Raw genomic sequence first — 19476 nt, forward strand, 5'->3', positions numbered from 1 at the left:
CTGCCGGAGCACCTCCACGAGCCGCCCACCCGCGGCGGGCTCGCGGAAGTTCGGTCACGCCGCCGGGCCGACCGTGTTCGACTGGACCAACGGCGAACGTGTCGCGAGTGCGAGGGTGCTGCTCGAAAGCACCGATCGCCGCAGCTCCGAAATCGCCGCGATGGTGGGGTTCGGCTCCGCGGAGACCCTGCGCCGCCACTTCGAACGCCAGGTCGGCACCACCGCGGCCAGCTACCGGACCACCTTCCGCGCCGCGCTCGCCCCGAGCTGACCGGCCGCTAAGGTACGACTGGGATTTCTTCCGACTTCACGGGGGATCGATGGCGAGCGAGCGCTTCGGTGCGAACAACCGCGCGCTCGCGCACGTCAAGGAGCAGGTGCTCTCCGGCGGGTTCCCGGGCGGCGAGCTGATCAGCGAGGGCGAGGTCGCCGAAGCGCTCGGCATGTCCCGGACGCCGGTGCGCGAGGCGTTCCTGCGGCTGGAAGGCGAGGGGCTGCTGCGGCTGTACCCGCAGCGTGGTGCGCTGGTCGTGCCGGTTTCGCCCGATGAGGTCCGCGCGGTGCTGGAGGCGCGGCTCGTGCTGGAGCAGTTCGCGGCCGGCAAGGTCGCGGCCGCGGGACCGGAGGTGCGCGAAGCTGTCTTCGCGGGCATGGCGGAGCATCGGGCCAAGCAGCAGGCGGCGGGCGGCCTCGGCGAGTTCCTGGAAGCCGATCGCGCGTTCCACACCGTGCTGATCGACGCGGCCGAGAACCCGATGCTCCGCTCGGTGTACGGCTCCCTGCGGGACCGGCAGATGCGGATGGTCGGCGAGTCCACCGTGAACGGCCGCACCGGAGCGCGGAACCGGCTCGACGTGATCCTCGAGGAACACCAGGAAATCGCGGAAGCCGTTCGCGCCGGCGACGGCGAACGCGCGTGCGAGGCGGTCAGGGTGCACTTGTCCAGCACCCGCCGGGTCCTGGGCGTCACGGAGGACGCGGGGCTGTAACGACCCCGGCCATTGTTCAACCGGGGCTCAACCGTTCCGGGGCTATCGTGGCTGCATGGCAGGTGACGCGGATCTCGCCCGGATCGGATTCCTTCTGTCCGACCGAAACCGCGCCGCGATGCTCCTGCTGCTCCTCGACGGACGGCCGCAGCCGGTTTCGGCGTTGATGGCGGAGATCGGCATCTCGGCGTCGCTGGCGAGCACCCACCTGCGCAAGCTGCAGGACGGCGGCCTGGTCGTCGTCGAGGTGTCCGGCCGCCAACGGCTGTACCGGCTCGCGAGCCCGGTCGCCGAAGCGATCGAGGGCCTGTTGCTGCTCGCGCGGCCCGGGCCGGCGAAGTCGTTGCGGCAGGCGACGCGCGGGCGCAAGCTGCGCGAGGCCAGGGTTCGTTACGACCACCTCGCAGGCAGCCTCGGCGCCGCGGTGAAGAGCCGGCTGCTCGAACTGGGCTGGATCGATCTCCTGGAGGCGAGCCGTGCCGTCGACCTCACCGAGGCCGGGCGGCGCGAGCTGCGCGGTCGGCTGGGTGTCGACCCGGCGTAAGTGTTGCTTCAACGGAGAACGGAGCGAGATGTTCGATGTCAGCGAGGTGGCGGTGGTCGCCGTCGACGTCTTCGGGACCACTGTGGACTGGCGCAGCGGCGTGATCGACGGCGTGGGCGCGATCGCCGAGCAGCACGAGACCGAGTTCGACTGTCCCGCGCTCGTGGCCGCGTGGCGCGAGCGGTACCTGCCCGCGGTGGGGCAGATCAACCGCGGCGAGCGCGCTTGGGCGAACCTCGACGCCGTGCACCGCGAGGCGCTCGACGAGTGCCTGGAGGTGTTCGGCGTCGCCGGGAAGTTCGGCGCCGAGGCGCGCGAGCGCATGGTCCGGGCCTGGTACGCGCTGCCGCCGTGGCCGGACGCGGCCGAGGGGCTGGCCGAGCTGCGGCGTGACTTCGTGGTGGTCGCGCTGTCCAACGGCGGGTTCGCCCAGCTCACCCACGTGGTGAAGGGCGCCGGCCTCGGGTTCGACGCGATCCTGTCGGCGGAGAACGTGGGCGCGTACAAGCCGGATCGCCGCGCGTACACCAACGCGGCGAAGCTGCTCGACGTCGAGCCCCGCCACATCCTCATGGTCGCCGCCCACACGTGGGACATCCACGGCGCTCGCGACGCGGGGTTCCGCACGGCCTTCGTGGAGCGACCGCGGGAAAAGGGCCCCGACCGGCCCGCCGACACCGCCGAGGCCACGGACTGCGACCTCAGCGCGGGGAGTTTTGCCGACCTCGCGGCCCGGCTGCGCGCTGCGGCGAAGGGGGCGGCAGCCGACCGCTAATTTCACGATACGGAAGGTGAATTGCACTTGGTGGAAATTTCTGGCGTTCAGACCTTGTGACTCGGTAGGCTGAGAGTTAGCGTTGGTCGGGCTACGACTTGTATCTCAGTCATGTTCCAGACCTCCTCCGCGAACCGGGAGAGGTCTGGACGACCTGGTGGAGGTGGCGACGGTGCCGCAGCGCTTGCACGCCGAGTTCGTGGAAGCCGTGGTTGCGGACGCGGTGATGTCCGACCCGGTCGCCTTGCGGTTCTACGAATGCGACGGGCTGACCGGCTTCCACGTCGTCCCGTCGCTGGTGCTCGTGCCGGCCACGGCGGAGGCGGTCGCCGCGGCGGTGTGGGTCTGCGCGAAGCACGACGTGCCGTTCGTCGCCCGCGGCGCCGGCAGCGGGTTGTCCGGCGGCGCGCTGCCGGTGGCCGACGGGGTCGTGATCTCGCTGCAGCGGCTGAGGTCCGTCGTCGAGATCGACGTGGTGAACCGGCGGGCGATCGTCGAGCCCGGAGTGACCAATGTGGACATCAGCCGGGCGGCGGCGCCGTACGGGCTGTACTGCGCGCCCGACCCGTCATCGCAGCAGGTGTGCACGGTCGGTGGCAACGTCGCGGAGAACTCCGGCGGCGCGCACCGCCTCAAGTACGGCTTCACCGTCCACAACATCCACTCGGCCGAGGTCGTGCTGCCGGACGGCTCGACCACGGTTCTCGGCGGTGACAGCCCGCAGCTGGGCGGGTACGACCTGCTCGGCGCGTTCATCGGCTCCGAAGGCACGCTCGGCGTCGCCACGCGCATCACCGTGAAACTGCCGGCCCAGCCGGACGCGGTGAAGACGCTCGTGGCCGACTTCCCGTCCGTCGAGCAGGCGGGCGACACGGTGAGCGCCGTGATCGAGGCCGGGATCGTGCTGGCGGCGGTCGAGCTGATGGACGCGCTGGCCATCGAGGCGGTGGAAGCCGCAGTCGACGCCGGCTGCTCGCGGGACGCGGCCGCGGCCCTCGTGGTGGAGTTCGACGGGCCGCGGGCGGAGGTCGACGCGCAGTTCGCCCAGGTGAAGCAGCTGTGCGAGGAGTTCGGGGCGACGAAGCCGCGCATTCCCGCGAGTGCCGAGAAACGGGCGCTGGTGTGGAAGGGCCGCGAGGCCGCGTTCGCCGCGGTCGGGCGGATCAGCCCGAACTACTTCGTGCAGGACGGGGTCGTCCCGCGCACCCGGCTGGCGACGGCGTTGACGCGGATTTCCGAACTGGCCGCGGAGGCCGGGCTGCGCGTGGCGAACGTCTTCCACGTGGGCGCGGGGAATCTGCACCCGCTGGTGCTCTACAGCGAGGCCGCCGGCGAGCACGAACGGGCGGAGGCGCTCTCGCGGGCCATCGCCGAGTTGTGCGTGGACCTGGGTGGCTCGTTGTCCGGGGAGCACGGGATCGGGACGGACAAGGCGTTCGATGCCGCGGCAGTTCGGCGAGGACGACCTGGCCACGATGGCGCGGCTGCGGCAGGCGTACGACCCCTCGGGGATCTGCAAGCCGGGCAAGCTGCGGCCGACTCCTCGGCTGTGCGGGGAACGGCCGGGTGTCTACAAGCCGCACCCCCTCGAAGCCGCCGGCTTGATCGAGCGGATGTGGGGGGCGTGACTCAGGAGACCACGTTCTCGCCGTCCACTGTGGAGGAAGTACGTGCCGCGGTGGCGGACACCCGGGGCAGTCACCACCGGCTGCTCGTGACCGGTGCGGGGACCGCTTCGGAGTGGGGTGCGCCGGCCGTGGTGGCCACCGCGAACGCCGAGTGCCTGCTGCAGATCCGCCGGTTCCTCGACGAGGGGATCCCGGGCGTACACCCGATCCAGCTGCTCGACGCGTCCATTCGCGACGTCGATCCACTCGAGACGCTTTCCTGATCGGCGTTTCCCAGCATCGTTGCTCACAACAGCATCTCTTCACCACCATTTCGCCGGCGCCGAGTGCCTCGGCGTTGATTCACCGCGTCTATCTTCGCAGGAGAGTTCACATGAGCACGGTGGGTTTCATCGGCCTGGGCATCATGGGCCTGCCGATGGCCGGGAACCTGGTCAAGGCCGGGTACGACGTCGTCGGCTACAACCGCAGCGCGAAGCGGGTCGACGCGCTGGTCGCCGCGGGTGGCCGTGGTGCATCGAGCATCGCCGAGGCGGTCAAGGGCTCGGACGTCGTGATCACCATGGTGCCGGACTCGCCGGACGTGGTGGCCGTCGCGATGGGCGACGACGGCATCTTCGAGAACTCGCACCCCGGCCAGCTGGTCATCGACATGAGCACCATCGAGCCGGCGACGGCTCGCGCGGTCGCCGAAGCCGGCGCGAAAGTGGGCGTGCGGGTACTCGACGCGCCGGTGTCCGGTGGTGAGGCCGGTGCCGTCGAGGGTAGTGCTGTCCATCATGGTCGGTGGCGACGCCGAAGACTTCGCCTTCGCCAAGCCGGTGCTGGAAGCCGTCGGGCGCACCATCGTGCACGTCGGCCCGCACGGCGCGGGCCAGACCGTCAAAGCGGCCAACCAGCTCATGGTCGCCGGACACCTGCAGCTCCTCGCCGAGGCGCTCGTGCTCGCCGAGGCGTCCGAGGTGGACCCGGTGGTCGCCGTCGAGGTGCTCGGTGGCGGGCTGGCCGGCAGCACCGTCCTGGACCGCAAGTCGGACACCATGCTCAAGCGCGACTTCACCCCCGGTTTCCGCCTCTCCTTGCACCACAAGGACATGGGCATCGTCACCGCGGCCGCACGGGAGGCCGGGGTGGCGATCCCTCTCGGCAGTGCGGTCGCCCAGCTGATCGCCTCCCTCGTCGCTCGCGGCGACGGCGGGCTCGACCATTCCGGCCTGTTCAAGCTCACCGAAGAGCTCGCCGGCCGGACCCAGCAGGACCTTCACTTGTCAGGAGTGGACTCATGCCCAGAATGACCGCAGCCGACGCCGCCGTCGCAGTGCTGCGCCGCGAAGGAATCACGAACGCCTTCGGGTTGCCCGGCGCCGCCATCAACCCGTTCTACGCCGCGTTGCGCCGCGACGGGAAAGTCGCGCACACGCTGGCGCGCCACGTCGAAGGCGCCTCGCACATGGCCGAGGGCTACACGCGCACCCAGCCGGGGAACATCGGCGTGTGCATCGGGACCTCGGGCCCGGCGGGCACCGACATGATCACCGGCCTGTACTCCGCCAGCGCGGACTCGATCCCGATCCTGTGCATCACCGGGCAGGCACCGGTGGCCAAGCTGCACAAGGAAGACTTCCAGGCCGTCGACATCTCGGCCATCGCGACCCCGGTCACCAAGTGGGCGGTGACGGTGATGGAGCCGGCGCAGGTGCCGGGCACGTTCCAGAAGGCGTTCTGGCTCATGCGCACCGGCCGGCCCGGCCCGGTGCTGATCGACCTGCCGATCGATGTGCAGCTGGCCGAGATCGACTTCGACATCGACTCCTACGAGCCCCTGCCCGTCGCGAAACCGGCGGCGACGCGCGCCCAGGTCGACCGGGCACTGGACCTCGTGGGCGCGGCGGAGCGGCCGGTGATCGTGGCCGGCGGCGGGATCATCAACGCCGACGCGGCCGACCTGCTGGTCGAGTTCGCCGAGCTGACCGACATTCCCGTGATCCCCACGCTCATGGGCTGGGGCACCATCCCCGACGACCACCCCCTGATGGCCGGCATGGCGGGGATCCAGACGAGCCATCGCGGCGCCAACGCCACCATGCTCGAAGCCGACTGCGTGCTGGGCATCGGCAACCGCTGGGCCAACCGGCACACGGGTGACCTCGACGTCTACCGCGGCGAGCGCACGTTCGTCCACGTCGACATCGAGCCGACGCAGATCGGCCGGGTGTTCGCGCCGCACTTCGGGATCGTGTCCGATGCGAAGGCCGCGCTGGAGCAGTTCGTCGCGGCTGCCCGGGAGCGGAGGGAGGCCGGGACGCTGCCCGATCGTTCGGCGTGGGCCGGGGATTGCGCGCGCCGCAAGTCCACGATGGAACGCAAGACGCACTTCGACGAGGTGCCGATCAAACCGCAGCGGGTCTACGAAGAGATGAACCAGGTCTTCGGGAAGGAGACCCGCTACGTCTCGGCCATCGGGCTTTCGCAGATCGCCGCGGCGCAGTTCCTGCATGTGTACCGACCGCGGCACTGGATCAACTGTGGACAGGCCGGGCCGCTCGGCTGGACGGTCCCGGCCGCGCTGGGCGTGGCCACCGCGGACCCCGATACCGAGGTCGTGGCGATCAGCGGCGATTACGACTTCCAGTTCATGATCGAGGAGCTGGCCGTCGGCGCGCAGTTCAACCGCCCGTACGTCCACGTGCTGGTCAACAACTCCTATCTCGGCCTGATCCGGCAGGCGCAGCGGGCGTTCGACATGGACTACTGCGTGCAGCTCGGGTTCGAGAACGTGAACTCGCCCGAGACGGCCGGGTACGGTGTGGACCACGTCAAGGTGGCCGAGGGCCTGGGCTGCAAGGCCCTTCGCGTGCGCCGGCCAGAGGATCTGCGGGCGGGGCTCGAAAAGGCGCGGCAGCTGGCGGCCGAGTACCGTGTGCCGGTGATCGTCGAGGTGATCCTGGAGCGGGTCACGAACATCTCGATGGGCGCGGACCTCGGGGGAGTGAACGAGTTCGAGCCGCTGGCCGAGCGCCCGGCAGACGCGCCGACCGCGCTCACGCACTGACGCGTCCGAAGTGGAGGGTTCCGATGCCGTAAGGAATCGGAAACTACTGTCCGGCCTTCGTCGCCGATTAGTCTGGTTTTGCCAAGCCGGGCCAAGACGAAGGAACATTTCATGGGGAAACGTGTGGTGGCCGGCGGTCTCGCGGCCGTGGTCGCGGTCGGGCTCTCAGCTTGTTCGTCGGACGAGCCGCCCGCGGCCCCGGGCCCCACGCGGTGTACGTCACCAACTGGGCTTCCGACACCGCCGCCGAGTTCGGTCTCAACGACGTCGGTTCCCTGAAGACGCCGGCGATTTCACTGCCGGTGGGCAAGGGTGGCACCCACCCGCAGGCGTCGATCCGTTCGCACGACGGAAAATGGCTCTACGTCGGCAACTGGGGCACGCGGGACGTCACTCCGTTCCGAATCGAAGCCGACGGGCGCCTGACCGCGTTCCCCGCCGCGCACGGCCCGGCGCCGGAACCCGTGACGCCGTCGGGCATCGCGCTGAGCCCAGACGGCGAGAACCTCTACACGGCCAATTTCGGCAACGGCGGCGACGGGACCGTTTCGCACTACCGCGTTTCGGCCGATGGCCTGCCACACGGCGTCGCCACGATCCCCGCCCACGGACGTGGCACGACGGCGCTGGCGGTCGCACCCGACGGCCGCACATTCGTCACGGCCAACAGCGCTTCCGGTGACGTCTCGACGTTCACCATCGCCACCGACGGCAGCCGCACGTGGGTGACTACCCTCGCCACAGGCAAGGGCGCGTTCTTCGCCGCCATCACCCCGGACAGCTCACACGTGCTCGTCACCAATTCGCTGGCCGACACCATTAGCTTCCTCAACCTGGGCAAGGATTCCCGGCCCACGCTGGTCAGCACCGTGTCCAACCCGGCCGACGAACCCCGCGGCATCGTCCTCACCGCAAAAGGCGACCGCGCGTACGTCGCCAACTTCGCGAACGGCACCGGCCCCGGCCACATCACCACGTTCACGGTGACGCCCACCGGCGTCAGCCAGGCAGGCCCGGCCGTGGCGACCGGCGGCAACGGCGTCGAGGGCATCGCGCTGTCCCACGACGGCCGCAGCCTCTACAACGCCAACTTCAACACCGACGGCGACGGCAGCGTCACGAGCTACCCGCTGGCCGCCGACGGTTCGGTGGGCACCCCGCGGCCGCCGGTGCTCACGGGGGCCGTCAGCCCGACCTGACGAGCATCACCCTGCCGGCGAGCTGACCGGTGCCGGCCCCGGCTGCCGCTTCCGGGGCCGGCACCGGTCACCTGCGCGCGAACGACGCGAGGTACGCGGCGGTCGGGGTGCCGACGCCGGTGGTGGTGTCGTCCGTTCGGGTCGCGAAACAGCCGGCCGCGGTACTTCTGGTAGATCAGCGGGTTGGCGAAGCCGAGCGGTTTGCCCGGCGCGGGCCGTTGCCGAGTCCGGTGACAGCCAGGACGTCGTGGGCCATCGAGGCCGGGACCGAAGGCGGTCCACCGGCGGAGCGATCGGTGGTGCGGGGTGGGGTGTAGCTCTTCAGCCCGGACCACGCTGTCCTCGTGGCCACTCGTTCGTGGCCACGACGGCACTTTCACCGCTGCGGTAAGGAATTCGGTAGATCCCAGGTGAGCATGTGCATCCCGCCGAAGAACGCGACGGCGAGGACACCCACGGCAAACCCGACGAACAGCGCGGCCCCGAGTCCCGGCCGCAGCCTGGTGCCCGCGTACGCCAGGCCCAGCGTGAGGATCAGCCACGAGCCGATGAGAGCGACGCCGCTCATCATGGACTCGGCGAAGATAGCGGCGACGCGCGCGCCGGCCGCGACGAACAGGGCGGACCCCGCCGCCGCGGCCGGGATGGCCCAGGACTTGCGGCTCAGGTGCGGCGTACGGGCGGATTCCGGTGACCTTTGCATGACAACGCTCCTTGGCTGGCTGACCAATGTTCGCAGTGTGCCCCGCGTCACGGCAAAGATCCCTTACCGTCGGCTGACGGCCGCGCTGCCTAGTGCTCGCGCAGGTAGCGGATCATGCCGATCACGTCCTCGGGCACGAGCCGTCCGATGGCGCCACTGGAGTAGACGCTCACCAGGACCTTGCCCGCTGGGTCGAGCAGGAAGCCCGTGGACTGGACATAGAGCGGGTCCTCGTTCACGAACGCGCCGGTTGCGTCGTGGAGCGCGCGGGCATCGGCGCTGTGGCCGACGGGGAAGGCGAGCTTGTGCTTGGCCACCAGGTCCTTGGTGGTCGCTTCGTCGTCGACGGACAGTGCGACGACCTTGACGTCGAGCTCCGCCAACGTGTCGGCAGCGCGCTGGAACGCCCGCAGCTGGGCGTTGCAGTACGGGCACCAACTGCCGCGGTAGAACAGCACCACGGCGAAGTGCCCGGCCAGCTCGGCGGGCAAGGGGTGAACGGTGCCGTCCACAGTGGTCAGCGACAGGTCGGGGAAGCTGTCTCCAGGCTGGAGCAGGGGCATGACAAGACCTTTCTGGTGAGGGTTCCTGGTTTCGGGATCAGGCCGGGATGCCGGCGACGTCCCAGATCTCGCCCGTGGCGGTGCCGCCCAGACGGGCCGGCAGCGCCGAGGCGGAGGCTTCGGGGGTGAAGAGCCGGCCGTTGCGGTGGTTGTCGTGGAAGCGCCGGTGCAGAGCCGGGATGTCGCGTTCGTCGCGGGAACGGATCCACGCCTGCATGGCGGTGTCGACGGAACCGGGGCGGTAGACGTTCGCGGTGACGCCGCTGCCCGCCAGTTCCGCCGCCAGGTTCAGCGTGTGGGCCTCGAGCGCGGCCTTGCCCGTGACGTAGGCGTTGCCGCCCACCATGCCGCCCGGGGTGGCGACGATCCCGCTGGACACGTTGACGATCCGGCCCCATCCGCGCTCCACCATGGCCGGCAGCGAGGCGAACGTCAGCGCCGACACGGCGACGACGTTGACCAGCAGCGCCGTGGTCCATTCTTCGGGGTCGACGCGGGTGCTCGGGCCGAGTGGTTCGACCACAGCGGCGTTGTTGACGAGGATGTCCACGGGGCCAGGGATCTTCTCGAGGGCTTGCTCGCGTGCGGCTTTGTCGGCGACGTCGGCGGGGAGTGCCCAAGCCTCGCCGCCCTGCCGCCGGATCAGCTCCGCGGTCTCGGTGACCTGGTCGGCTGATCGCGCGAGCACCGCCACGCGGGCGCCGCCGCGGGCCAGGCCCAGGGCGATCTCCCGTCCGATGCCGCGTCCGGCACCGGTCACCAGCGCTGTCCTGCCGTGGAAGGACACTCAGTCTCCTGTCCGTTTCGTTGCCGATCTGCGGGACGGATCGACGTCGTACACTGTGTATGCGTCCCGCGGCCGCCGGTTCTTACCCGGTTCGCCCGAGATTTCGGCGAGGTAATGTCTGCGGACGTGGATCCGGAGTCAGCCGAGTGGGTGCGAGCGCTGGCGGTCGGCGCGCCCGCGCGTGACGCGGCGGTCGCGCGGCTGTACGCCGGCCTGCTGCGGATCGCGCGCGCCGAGTGCGGGCGCCGGGGGGTCGGTGGAGACGTCGACGATCTCGCTCAGCAGGCGGCGACCGACGCCGTCGTGGCCGTGCTCGCCAAGCTGGGGGAGTTCCGCGGGGAGAGCCGGTTCACCACGTGGGCGTACAAGTTCGTGGTGTTCGAGGTGTCCGCGACGCTCGGCCGCCACTTCCGGCGCACGTCGCCCGAAGGGTGGGACATCGAGGACTGGAACGCGGTCCCGGACCGCTTCGGGCTCGTGCCCGAGCAGCAGGCGGAGTGGCACGATTTGGTGCTCGGCCTGCACAAGGCCGTGCACGAGGTGCTCAGCGAGCGGCAGCGGCGGGTGTTCGTGGCGCTGGTCCTCAACGGGGTGCCGCTCGACGCGCTCGTGGCCGAGCTCGGCACGAACCGCAACGCGATCTACAAAACCCTCTTCGACGCCCGGCGCAAGCTGCGCGCCCGGCTCGTCGCCGAGGGGCACCTGGACGAGCCGGGAGGACGAGCGTGAGCGACTTGAGTGCGTTGGAGCGATTCCTCGACACCGATCCGCGCGACGGTGGGTGCGGTGAGGCGATGGAGCTGTTGCACGTCTACGCGGAGTTGCTCCGGCGAGGTGAGGACGCGGCCCGGTTCCACCCACGCATCGCCGCGCACCTGCGCGCCTGCGGACCCTGCAAGGAAGACCTCGAAGGCTTGCTCCTGGCCATTGAGGACGGTGCCGGTTAGGGGTTCGTAATGACCGAGGTGCCCCTCGGGCGGGCCTGGCGCTTGTAGCTTCAGGGACGTGGTGTTCCGACTTTGTGTCCTTGCTGCCGGTGCGTTGCTCCTCGTCGCCTGCGCCGCTCCGGTGACTCCGGCCGCGCCGCCGTTCGTGTTCCCCCAGGCGGCGGCCGGTGTCGCGACGTGGACACCGTGGCCTTCGGCGTTGCACGACGCCCGGCACTCGGGCGCTTCGGCGGTGTCGGGGCCGACGCGCGGCACCATCCGCTGGCAACGTCGCCTCGAGGGCGCCACGACCCCGGGCCCGGTGGTCGGCGCGGACGGCACGGTGTTCATCGCCTCGAACGCCGGTGTACTCCACGCCCTCGATCCCGCCGACGGGCACGACAAATGGATCTACGACACGAAGAACCCGACGGGCGGCGACCTGTCGATCTCGCCCGTCGTCCTCCCGAACGGCACGATCCTCCTCCCGAGCGGCGAGGACCTGATCGCGTTGTCCCCGAGCGGCCGGCCACTGTGGACCAAGGCGTTCTCGGTTCGGGTGACGTCTCCGGCCTCCATCGACGGGAACCGGGTCTACGTCGGGACCGGCGATGGCACGGTGTCCGCAGTGGACGCCACGGCCGGCCGCGCCATCTGGACCGTCGCCACCGGAGCGACCTCCTACGGCTCGGTGGTCACCGATGGTCGAGGCCGCGTCTACACCACCGCCGGCTCGTCCTTGATCGCCGTCGACGACCAGGCGTGCTTTCCGAATAGGTCGGCTTCCGGGCGATCTCGGCGGTTTCCGCCCCGTCCGCCAGGAGCCGCAGCACCTCGACCTCGCGCTCGGTGAGGTCGGCGCTGTTCACGCCCAGGGGCTCGAGCGTTTCGCGCTGCATCCGCCGGACCAGGCCGATGAGTTTCCCGAGCAGGTCCTGCGGCATCACGCTGTGCTGGCGCGCGGCGGCCGACACCGCGGCCGCGAGCTCGGCGCCGTCGGCGGACTTGCGGTTCACGATGGCCACGACCCCGTGCTCGATCAGGGTGAGCAGCGCGGCTTCCTCGACGCCGGCGGTGAGCAGCACGACCGGGGCACCCGAGGATCGCAGTGCCCGCAACTGCGCCACAGCCGCGGCGGTCACGTGCGGTGTCGAGAAGACGACGACGTCGGGACGCGAGCCCGGACGCGCCCGCACGAGGCCGGCGTGGCTTTCGAGGACCAGCCGCAGACCCGTGGCGCTGAGGGTGTCCGTGGCTTCCACCCGGACCGAAACCTCCTGGGCGACCTGCGGCCGGAGCGCGACGGGGTGGGCTCCCGAGTCGTGGGACCGGGGCCGGACCGCGACGTGTTCCATGGTGCTTTTTCCTTGCCTGTCTCGTCATCCGGAGCCGGTGCGGGCGTACTCCTGGTCCTCGTCCAGCATGCCCCGGACGCGTTGGCGCGCCATTGACGAAAGCTTCATCACGCGCGGCGATCACCCGTGCCGGTCGGTGTCATTCGTTCTTCGGTGGCCGAGGTTCGGAAAGACTCATGCGACGGCACCGTCGCGGCGGCCGGGGACGATCTACGCTCGTCCGGCGAACAGCAGTGAACCGCAGTTCGTCCGCCGGCGAAAGGTGTGGACCCGAAATGGCCGAAGTGGACCCCGAGGTCGAGTACACGGTCACCCACCAGTGGGTCCGGCGGCTGCCGGACGGCTCCGCACGGATCGGCATCAGCGACTTCGCGCTGGAAGAGCTGGGCGACATCATCTCCGTGTTCCTGCCTGCGGTCGGTGCGGAGGTCGTGGCGGGTGAGCCGTTCGGCGAGGTCGAGTCGACGAAGAGCGTGGCCGAGGTCTACGCGCCGGTGTCGGGGGTGGTCACCGCGGTCAACGGCCTGCTCGCCGACAGCCCGGAGATCGTCAACGACGACCCGTACGGTGACGGCTGGCTCGTCACCCTCGACATGCGGGCCGGGGAGGCGAAGCTGCTGGGCGCGCAGGACTACCGGAACTTCACCGAGGACTGACCCAGGCGGGCGAGGCAGCCGTTCCGAACCGTCGGCGAGGGCACCGGAGAGCGTCGCGAGGCCGTGGGCGGTGCCGTGCCCGTTTGGCCGCCGGCACTTCCGCGACGCGCCAGCGGGTGAGGTTCGCCGTGCGGCCCAGGAGAAGGGGATTGGCGAGCGCCGCCCGGCGTCGCGCGGTCCGGCGCCACCGTCGCTTCCGGACCGGCGGCCGGCTCGACCATCGTGGAGCAGCGGGTGAGGTCTGAGTCCACCGCTGACCCGCTCCACGCGAACATTCGCCACATCTTGAGCACGGCCGCCGAATGTCTCGCCCGACAGGTAACCGCAGCCGGCATTCTAGTTCCGCGCCGCCGACGAATTCGCATCCGGAATCCTTGTCATTGGATTAAGGAATGCGCCGCGTCATGCCGCGCGTGTTCGGTCGCGGCGGCTACCTTCTCCAGGAAGACCCGCGAAAGGAGCCCCGACATGGCCGCACCGGCCCGGACCGTGGGCTTCACCGGTATCTGCCTGGGGTATTTCGCGATCATCCTCGACGGCAGCGTGCTCAACATCGCGGTGCCCGCGCTACGCGACGACCTCAAAACGTCCCTGGCCTCGGTCCAGTGGGTGATCAACGCGTACACGCTGTGCCTCGCCGCCCTGCTGCTCACGGCGGGCGCGCTGGGCGACCGCTGGGGTCTGCGAAGGTGTTTCCTGTGGGGCACCACGATCTTCACCGCCGCCTCGCTGGCCTGCTCGCTCGCGCCGTCGGTGCACGTGCTCATCGCGGCGCGCGTGGTCCAGGGCGTGGGCGCGGCGGCCCTGCTGCCGGCGACGCTCGCGCTGATCCGCACGCTGTTTTCCGACGACGGCGAACGCGCCCGCGCCACGGCCGTGTGGGTGTCCACCGGCGCGATCTCCACCGCGGTGGGGCCGATGGTCGGCGGGCTGCTGATCGACGCGTTCGGCTGGCGCAGCATCTTCCTGATCAACCTGCCGATCGGCGTCGCCGCGATCCTGCTGGCGCGGGCGGGGATCACGGAGGCGCCGCGGCACGAGCGCAAGGTCGACCACGCCGGGCAGCTCACGGCCGTGGCCGCGCTCGGGCTGATCACCGCGGGCGTGATCGTGAGCGGCAGCGCGGGCTGGAGCTCACCGCTCAGCCTCGGCCTGCTGGCGGGCGGCGTGGTGTCCGCGGTCGCGTTCTGGCTGGTGGAGCACCGGGTCGCACAGCCGATGCTGCCACGGGGCTTCTTCTCGGTCCGGGTGCGCTCGGTCGCGGTGGCGAGCGCGGCGTTCATGGGGTTCCTCTTCTACGGCACGCTTTTCGTGATGTCGCTGTACTTCCAGCAGGTGCGCGGCTGGTCGGCGGGCGAGGCCGGGATCGCGCTCCTGCCGCTCACCGTCGGGTCGACGATCGGCTCGCTCGTGATCTACCGGCCGTTGTCCCGGAGGTTCGGCAACCCCGTGGCCCTGCTGACCGGGTTCGCGTGCTGCGCGTGCGGCGTCTCGGTGCTGCTGATCTTCACCGGGGCCACGGCGTACGCACCGGTCGCGGCCGGCCTGCTGCTGGTCGGGGTGTCGAGCACGATCGCGTTCTCCGCGCTCACCTCGCTGCTGGTGCCGAGCGTGCCGGTGCACCAGTCGGGTGTCGCGTCCGGCGTGCAGAACACGAGCCGGCAGTCGGGCGCGCTGATGGCGGTGTCGGTGCTGGGCGCGATTCTGAACACGGCGGCGTTCACGGCCCGGCTGCCGATCGCGTTGAGCGTGCTCGCCGCGGTGGTCGTGCTCGCGCTCGTCTCGGCCGGCTTCGCGACGCGGCCCGCCCCCTGAACCGTTGTCCGTTCGGGTCACGAAATCGGCCCGTGCGATCAAGATCGGCGTGGGGCCGGTTCACCCGGCGAGGCCGCCGGGTAGCCAGGTGCCGACCCGGACGAAGGGAAGGTCTCATGTCGGCTGGCACTCGGTGGCACGTGATCCCGCGAACCGCGGGGCTGTGCGTGCTCTGGCTCCTCATCGGTCTCGCGCTGGCCGTTCAGGCTGTGCTGGTGCTCACCACCTCCAGCGTCAACCAGCCCGCGCTGGAAGTCGTCGTGGCCGTGCTGGGCGTGATCCTGGTGGGGTGCTCAATCGCGGGACTGGTGTCCCCGCGCCTGCGCGGGCGGTGAGTTAGTGGTTGAGGACGGCGTCGGTCTCCGGCCGGGCGCAGCAGACGACGATCCGCGCGGCCGGGGGCAGCTCGAGCGGCGCCGGTTCGTACGTCGTCGTGCCGGCGAGCAGCGGGGTGTCGCAGGTGTGGCAGGCCCAGCGCGTCGGCACGCCACAGGGTTCGGCCGGCTCCACCAGGCTTTTGCCGTTTGTCGTGCCACCGTGAGCCCGCTGCGCGCCCGGTCCAACCAGGATCCGCGGGCTTCTCGGCCGGGCTGAGCAGGTCCCGGAACGACTGGCACCGGCCGGGGCTCAGCGCGGGGATGTCGACGGCGGATTCAAGCGCTTCGGTGGCGCGGTGGGGGGTGTAGAGCAGCGCGTCGACGTCGGCGACGGTCATCTCGTGCGGCCCGCACTCCGTCCGCGTGATCTCGTCGCCGGGCGTGACATGCCGCTCGCGGATGACGCTGAAGGAGAGCCCGGCCGCCCGTAGGGCACCAGCAGCGGCGGCATAACTCCGGCTCGTTTCGGCGTATGCCGGCTCGAAAGCACGTGACCCGCGGCTGCGTCCGGCAGATGCCCGTGTTGGACGATCCTGCCGTTCCACTGGACGTACTGGGGGCATTCCGACGTTGACCGACACCGGCGTTGGCACTCCTGCTCCTTCCCGATGGCGTCAAACTACTGGGGGCGCGTTTTCCCGGCGTGCGGAAATAACCACGTCACATGAAATTTCCGGAGGACCTTGTTAGATTTTCCGAATGACAACGCTGCGCGCCCTGGAATGTCTGGTCGCCCTCGTGGAAGAGGGCTCGGTGACGCGTGCCGCGGCCTCGTTGCAGATGTCGCAGCCCGCGCTGTCACACCAGCTCGCCTCCCTCGAACGCGAGATCGGCACCCCGATGGTGCAGAAGATGGGCCGCGGCGTGCGCGTGACCGCCGCGGGCCACGCGGTTGCGGAAGAGGCGCGGGTGGCGTTGAAGGCGTCCGAACGCGCGGTGCGCGTGGGCCGGCAGATCGGCTCCGGCGGCGCGGGGCGGCTGCGGATCGCCTGCGCGGAAACGATGACGGCGTGGCTGCTCGTGCCGGTGCTGCGGCACTGGCGGGCGCGCCGGGCCGAGGTGCTCATCGAGCTCAGCGAGCACACGAGTTCCGACCGGATGGTGGATCTCGTGTGCTCGGGCGAGGTCGACGTCGCCGTGGGGCCGCGGCCGTCCGAGACGGGTGAGCACCTCGAAGTGCTCGGCGAGGAGGAGGTGGTGGTCGTCGCGCCGGCGGGCCACCCGTTCGCCGAACGCCTGTCGGTGCCGTTCGCGGATCTCGCGGCGGAGCCGTTCGTCCACTTCGTGAGCGACAACGGGCTGTCGATTTGGCTCGACCAGCTGGCCGCGGAACACGGCGTGGTACTGGATCCCGTGCTGCGCACCAGGAGCCCGCGCACGGCCGCACAGCTCGCGGCCGCGGGCATGGGCGTGACGATCGTGCCCGTATCGGCGCTGCCGGCTCGCCCGCCGGGTGTGGTGCGGCGGCTGGATCCCTTGGTGGAGCGGGAGATCGTGGTGGTGGTCGCGGCGCCGTCGGACGCGCTGGTCGAGCTGTTCGTGGGCGATCTGCGCCGGCGCGGGCTGCCGGGTGGCCGGCCGGCTCGCGCGAACTGAGAGTGTGACGGCATTCTTTCGGCCTCGGCGTCGCGGGTTTCGAGCCACCTGACGCGGCTACCGTGGCGGTCGACCTGGTTCTCGGCCGGGAACGCGAGGTGGGTTCGCGGGCGCGGATCGGCACCGGACTCTCTTCTTCCGCAAGGAATCCCGCGACTTCGTGCGGTCGCGGTCCGGCGCGCGTTCCCCCGATCACGGAAGAAGCGCGTACGTGGATCAAATGCAGGCTTATGTACTCGACGTCGACGGGACCGACATCCAAGCGGAGGGCGCGCGGTTGCGCGAAGGCGGCTCGGCGGTGCTGGTGGAGCTGCCGGGCGGGGTCCGCGCCTGGGCGGTCGGCCACGCCGGCACGCTGAAATCCCTGCTGACCGACAGCAGAGTGTCCAAGGGTCCGGGCAACACTGGGCCGCGTGGAAGGAAGACCGCATCGCCGCCGATTGGCCGCTGCGGATCTGGGTGTCGGTGCAGAACATGTTCACCGCCTACGGAAGCGAGCACCGGCGGCTGCGCTCGCTGGTCGCGTCGGGCTTCACCGCCAAGCGGACGTTGGAGCTCAAGCCGTGGGTCGAACGCATCACGGCGACGTTGCTCGACGAGGTGGCCTCGCTGGGCCGGGCGAACGGTGTCGTCGACCTGCGAGCGGCTTTCGCGTATCAGCTGCCGGTGGAGGTCATCTGCCAGCTGTTCGGGGTGGACGACTCGCAGCGCGCCGGCCTGCGCAAGGTGGTGGACACCGTCTTCGACACCACGACCACCCCCGAGGCCGCGCAGGCCAACGCCGAGGACATGTACCGGATCCTCACGGGCCTGGCCGCGCAGAAGCGCGCGCAGCCCGGTGACGACGTGACGAGCGCGATCATCCAGGCCGACTCCGACCGCTTCGGCCGGCTCACCGACGCCGAGGTCGTCGACACGCTCATCCTCATGCTGACCGCCGGGCACGAGACGACCGTCAACCTGCTGGACCAGGCCGTGACGGCGATGCTCACGCACCCGGAGCAGCTGGCGCTCGTGCGGTCCGGCGAACGCACCTGGAGCGACGTCGTCGAGGAAACCCTGCGGTGGCAAGCCCCCGTGGCCTACCTGCCGCTGCGGTACGCGGTGACGGACATCGACCTGGGTGACGTCGTGATCCCCGAGGGGGATGCGATTCTCGCCGCCTACGCCGCGGCCGGCCGTGACGAGGCGGAGTACGGCGAGAGCGCGGGAGAGTTCGACATCACGCGCGAGGTGAAGCAGCACCTGGCGTTCGGGCACGGAACCCACCACTGCCTCGGTGCCCCGCTGGCGCGGCTCGAGGCGACGACGGCGTTGCGGATGCTGTTCGAGCGGTTCCCGGATTCGGCGTTCGCGGAGCCGTCGACGCGGCTGGTGCCGATGAGCTCGTTCCTGTCCAACGGTCACGCGCAGCTGCGGGTGCGGCTGGGACGCGACGCGTCGGTCTGAAGCCGGCGGCGGTGGCCTCGATTCCGAGCGGAATCGAGGCCAATCGCGGTGCTCGTGTTTTCGCCTCAGGTCAGCGGTTCGCCGCCGTCGACGCGCAGGGTCACGCCGGTGAGGAACGGGTTGGTCATCGCGAACAGCACGGCCGACGCGATGTCGTCGACGGTGCCGAGGCGCCGGGCCGGGTTGTGCGTGCGGAAGTGCTCGAAGTAGGCGGCTTTGCCTTCTTCGCCCATGGCGTCCCAGATGCCGGTGTCGATGACGCCCGGGGAGATGGCGTTCACGCGGATCGGCGCGAGCTCCAGTGACAGCGAGCGCGTGAGGAAGTCGGCCGCGCCGTTGGTGATGGCGACGCCCAGGAAGCCGACCGCGGGCTTGAACGCGGCCACGCCGGAAAAAAGGGTGAAGGAACCGTATTCGGCGAGGTGCGGGGCGAAATGCTTGGCCAGCATGACGGGCCCGATGACCTTGGTGTCGAACGAGCGGCGAAGCGCGTCGCGGTCCAGGTCCGCGAGGAGTCCGCGGGCTCGCGACGACGCCGTGGTGACGAGGTGGTCGACCGAGCCCAGGCGTTCGGCCAGTGCTGCGATGGACTCGTCGACCGTGACGTCGACCGCTTCGGCGCGAATGCCCTCGTCGTCGTAGGCCTGCTCCAGCTTGGCCTTGTCGCGGCCCGCGACCACTGTCCGGGCACCCTCGGCGCGCGCGGCGAGCGTGACCGCCCGCGCGATGCCACTCGGCCGTCCGATGACCAGAACCGTGCGATTTTGCAGCGCTGTCTCCACGACCGGCCCTCCCGCGTGATCCTCTGTGGACTCTCCACCGTAGGTCCGGGCGCGCCGGGGAGCCGTCGATGTTATGACAGGTCAGGCGAGGTTTAGCGCATAGGTCGTTGGAACCCATTAGGTGGGTTCCAGGTCGTCGAACTTGAGCGCACAAGTGATTGAAAGATTCCACCTTGCGTCCTTGTGGCTAATGGGTATAACTTCTATCTATGCGTTAGGGTGGGACGGGTGCGACGAGGACGGCCAAGGCGGCCGGAGCCCGGCAAAGCCACGCGAAACA

Annotated in this window: 20 protein-coding genes and 5 pseudogenes; 18 read left to right on the forward strand and 7 right to left on the reverse strand. The window is 70.3% G+C overall.

What is annotated here, in order from left to right:
- Positions 1 to 52 precede the first annotated feature (52 nt).
- The 10 genes and pseudogenes from AB0F91_RS21035 to AB0F91_RS21080 form a co-directional block, all read left to right on the forward strand.
- Positions 53 to 271, forward strand: a pseudogene (locus tag AB0F91_RS21035) (helix-turn-helix domain-containing protein); the annotation flags it as partial.
- Between the two features lie 49 nt (positions 272 to 320).
- On the forward strand, positions 321 to 989 hold the full coding sequence (locus tag AB0F91_RS21040; protein ID WP_360599531.1) for a GntR family transcriptional regulator: 669 nt from the start codon (positions 321 to 323) through the stop codon (positions 987 to 989).
- A gap of 55 nt (positions 990 to 1044) precedes the next feature.
- Complete coding sequence (locus tag AB0F91_RS21045; RefSeq protein WP_360599533.1) at positions 1045 to 1533, forward strand: winged helix-turn-helix domain-containing protein; 489 nt, start codon at positions 1045 to 1047, stop codon at positions 1531 to 1533.
- A 28-nt stretch (positions 1534 to 1561) separates the two neighbouring features.
- Positions 1562 to 2308, forward strand: a complete 747-nt coding sequence (locus tag AB0F91_RS21050) for a haloacid dehalogenase type II (protein ID WP_360599535.1) — start codon at positions 1562 to 1564, stop codon at positions 2306 to 2308.
- 226 nt (positions 2309 to 2534) lie between these two features.
- Positions 2535 to 3936, forward strand: a pseudogene (locus AB0F91_RS21055) (FAD-linked oxidase C-terminal domain-containing protein).
- Positions 3933 to 4199: a hypothetical protein gene (locus AB0F91_RS21060; protein ID WP_360599537.1), complete on the forward strand. Its 267-nt coding sequence runs from the start codon at positions 3933 to 3935 to the stop codon at positions 4197 to 4199. Before AB0F91_RS21055 ends, AB0F91_RS21060 begins: the two are co-directional and overlap by 4 nt.
- Before the next feature lie 143 nt (positions 4200 to 4342).
- Positions 4343 to 4645, forward strand: a pseudogene (locus tag AB0F91_RS21065) (NAD(P)-binding domain-containing protein); the annotation flags it as partial.
- Between the two features lie 43 nt (positions 4646 to 4688).
- Entirely contained in the window at positions 4689 to 5231 is a 543-nt protein-coding gene (locus AB0F91_RS21070; protein ID WP_360599745.1) for an NAD-binding protein, read from the forward strand.
- Positions 5219 to 6988, forward strand: coding sequence for a glyoxylate carboligase (gene gcl / locus AB0F91_RS21075; protein ID WP_360599747.1), 1770 nt, complete (start codon positions 5219 to 5221; stop codon positions 6986 to 6988). The genes AB0F91_RS21070 and gcl overlap by 13 nt, the downstream gene beginning before the upstream one ends.
- A 170-nt stretch (positions 6989 to 7158) precedes the next feature.
- The gene (locus AB0F91_RS21080; RefSeq protein WP_360599539.1) at positions 7159 to 8187 is read left to right on the forward strand and encodes a beta-propeller fold lactonase family protein; all 1029 of its coding nucleotides are present in this window, start codon (positions 7159 to 7161) and stop codon (positions 8185 to 8187) included.
- Between the two features lie 376 nt (positions 8188 to 8563).
- Here the strand turns inward: AB0F91_RS21080 and AB0F91_RS21085 are convergent, their stop codons facing one another.
- The 3 genes from AB0F91_RS21085 to AB0F91_RS21095 all read right to left on the reverse strand — a co-directional run bounded on the left by AB0F91_RS21085 (position 8564) and on the right by AB0F91_RS21095 (position 10240).
- Positions 8564 to 8890, reverse strand: coding sequence for a hypothetical protein (locus AB0F91_RS21085; protein WP_360599541.1), 327 nt, complete (start codon positions 8888 to 8890; stop codon positions 8564 to 8566).
- Between the two features lie 89 nt (positions 8891 to 8979).
- Entirely contained in the window at positions 8980 to 9453 is a 474-nt protein-coding gene (locus tag AB0F91_RS21090; protein ID WP_360599543.1) for a peroxiredoxin family protein, read from the reverse strand.
- A gap of 37 nt (positions 9454 to 9490) precedes the next feature.
- A complete protein-coding gene (locus tag AB0F91_RS21095; RefSeq protein WP_360599545.1) occupies positions 9491 to 10240 on the reverse strand; it encodes an SDR family oxidoreductase in 750 nt (249 codons plus the stop codon).
- A 126-nt stretch (positions 10241 to 10366) separates the two neighbouring features.
- Here AB0F91_RS21095 and AB0F91_RS21100 point away from each other — a divergent pair, with 126 nt between their 5' ends.
- The 3 genes from AB0F91_RS21100 to AB0F91_RS21110 all read left to right on the forward strand — a co-directional run bounded on the left by AB0F91_RS21100 (position 10367) and on the right by AB0F91_RS21110 (position 12019).
- The gene (locus tag AB0F91_RS21100) at positions 10367 to 10969 is read left to right on the forward strand and encodes a sigma-70 family RNA polymerase sigma factor (protein ID WP_360599547.1); all 603 of its coding nucleotides are present in this window, start codon (positions 10367 to 10369) and stop codon (positions 10967 to 10969) included.
- Positions 10966 to 11187 carry a hypothetical protein gene (locus tag AB0F91_RS21105; protein WP_360599549.1) on the forward strand — a complete coding sequence of 74 codons (222 nt, stop codon included), beginning with the start codon at positions 10966 to 10968 and terminating at the stop codon, positions 11185 to 11187. The genes AB0F91_RS21100 and AB0F91_RS21105 overlap by 4 nt, the downstream gene beginning before the upstream one ends.
- Positions 11188 to 11419: 232 nt before the next feature.
- On the forward strand, positions 11420 to 12019 hold the full coding sequence (locus AB0F91_RS21110) for a PQQ-binding-like beta-propeller repeat protein (RefSeq protein ID WP_360599749.1): 600 nt from the start codon (positions 11420 to 11422) through the stop codon (positions 12017 to 12019).
- On the opposite strand, the pseudogene AB0F91_RS21115 reads toward AB0F91_RS21110, so the two are convergent.
- A pseudogene (locus AB0F91_RS21115) lies at positions 11940 to 12521 on the reverse strand (hypothetical protein); the annotation flags it as partial. The gene AB0F91_RS21110 and the pseudogene AB0F91_RS21115 overlap by 80 nt on opposite strands.
- Before the next feature lie 275 nt (positions 12522 to 12796).
- Here AB0F91_RS21115 and gcvH point away from each other — a divergent pair.
- The 3 genes from gcvH (at position 12797) to AB0F91_RS21130 (ending at position 15327) form a co-directional block, all read left to right on the forward strand.
- Complete coding sequence (gene gcvH, locus AB0F91_RS21120; RefSeq protein WP_360599551.1) at positions 12797 to 13177, forward strand: glycine cleavage system protein GcvH; 381 nt, start codon at positions 12797 to 12799, stop codon at positions 13175 to 13177.
- A gap of 468 nt (positions 13178 to 13645) precedes the next feature.
- Complete coding sequence (locus tag AB0F91_RS21125) at positions 13646 to 14992, forward strand: MFS transporter (protein WP_360599553.1); 1347 nt, start codon at positions 13646 to 13648, stop codon at positions 14990 to 14992.
- A 116-nt stretch (positions 14993 to 15108) separates the two neighbouring features.
- Positions 15109 to 15327 carry a hypothetical protein gene (locus AB0F91_RS21130; protein ID WP_360599755.1) on the forward strand — a complete coding sequence of 73 codons (219 nt, stop codon included), beginning with the start codon at positions 15109 to 15111 and terminating at the stop codon, positions 15325 to 15327.
- A 1-nt stretch (position 15328) separates the two neighbouring features.
- Here AB0F91_RS21130 and AB0F91_RS21135 read toward each other — a convergent pair whose 3' ends face one another.
- Together AB0F91_RS21135 and AB0F91_RS21140 are read right to left on the reverse strand one after the other, a co-directional pair.
- Positions 15329 to 15478: a hypothetical protein gene (locus tag AB0F91_RS21135; RefSeq protein ID WP_360599757.1), complete on the reverse strand. Its 150-nt coding sequence runs from the start codon at positions 15476 to 15478 to the stop codon at positions 15329 to 15331.
- A gap of 163 nt (positions 15479 to 15641) precedes the next feature.
- Positions 15642 to 15932: pseudogene (locus AB0F91_RS21140) on the reverse strand (hypothetical protein); the annotation flags it as partial.
- Positions 15933 to 16068: 136 nt separating this feature from the next.
- Between AB0F91_RS21140 and AB0F91_RS21145 the strand changes: the two are divergent.
- Positions 16069 to 16965 (forward strand): LysR family transcriptional regulator, encoded by an 897-nt coding sequence (locus AB0F91_RS21145; RefSeq protein WP_360599555.1) that lies wholly within the window; start codon positions 16069 to 16071, stop codon positions 16963 to 16965.
- A gap of 459 nt (positions 16966 to 17424) precedes the next feature.
- Complete coding sequence (locus AB0F91_RS21150; protein ID WP_360599557.1) at positions 17425 to 18414, forward strand: cytochrome P450; 990 nt, start codon at positions 17425 to 17427, stop codon at positions 18412 to 18414.
- A 65-nt stretch (positions 18415 to 18479) separates the two neighbouring features.
- On the opposite strand, the gene AB0F91_RS21155 is transcribed toward AB0F91_RS21150, so the two are convergent.
- A complete protein-coding gene (locus AB0F91_RS21155; protein WP_360599559.1) occupies positions 18480 to 19196 on the reverse strand; it encodes an SDR family oxidoreductase in 717 nt (238 codons plus the stop codon).
- Between the last annotated feature and the right edge of the window lie 280 nt (positions 19197 to 19476).

The organism is Amycolatopsis sp. NPDC023774, assembly GCF_040639695.1.
GTDB lineage: Bacteria > Actinomycetota > Actinomycetes > Mycobacteriales > Pseudonocardiaceae > Amycolatopsis.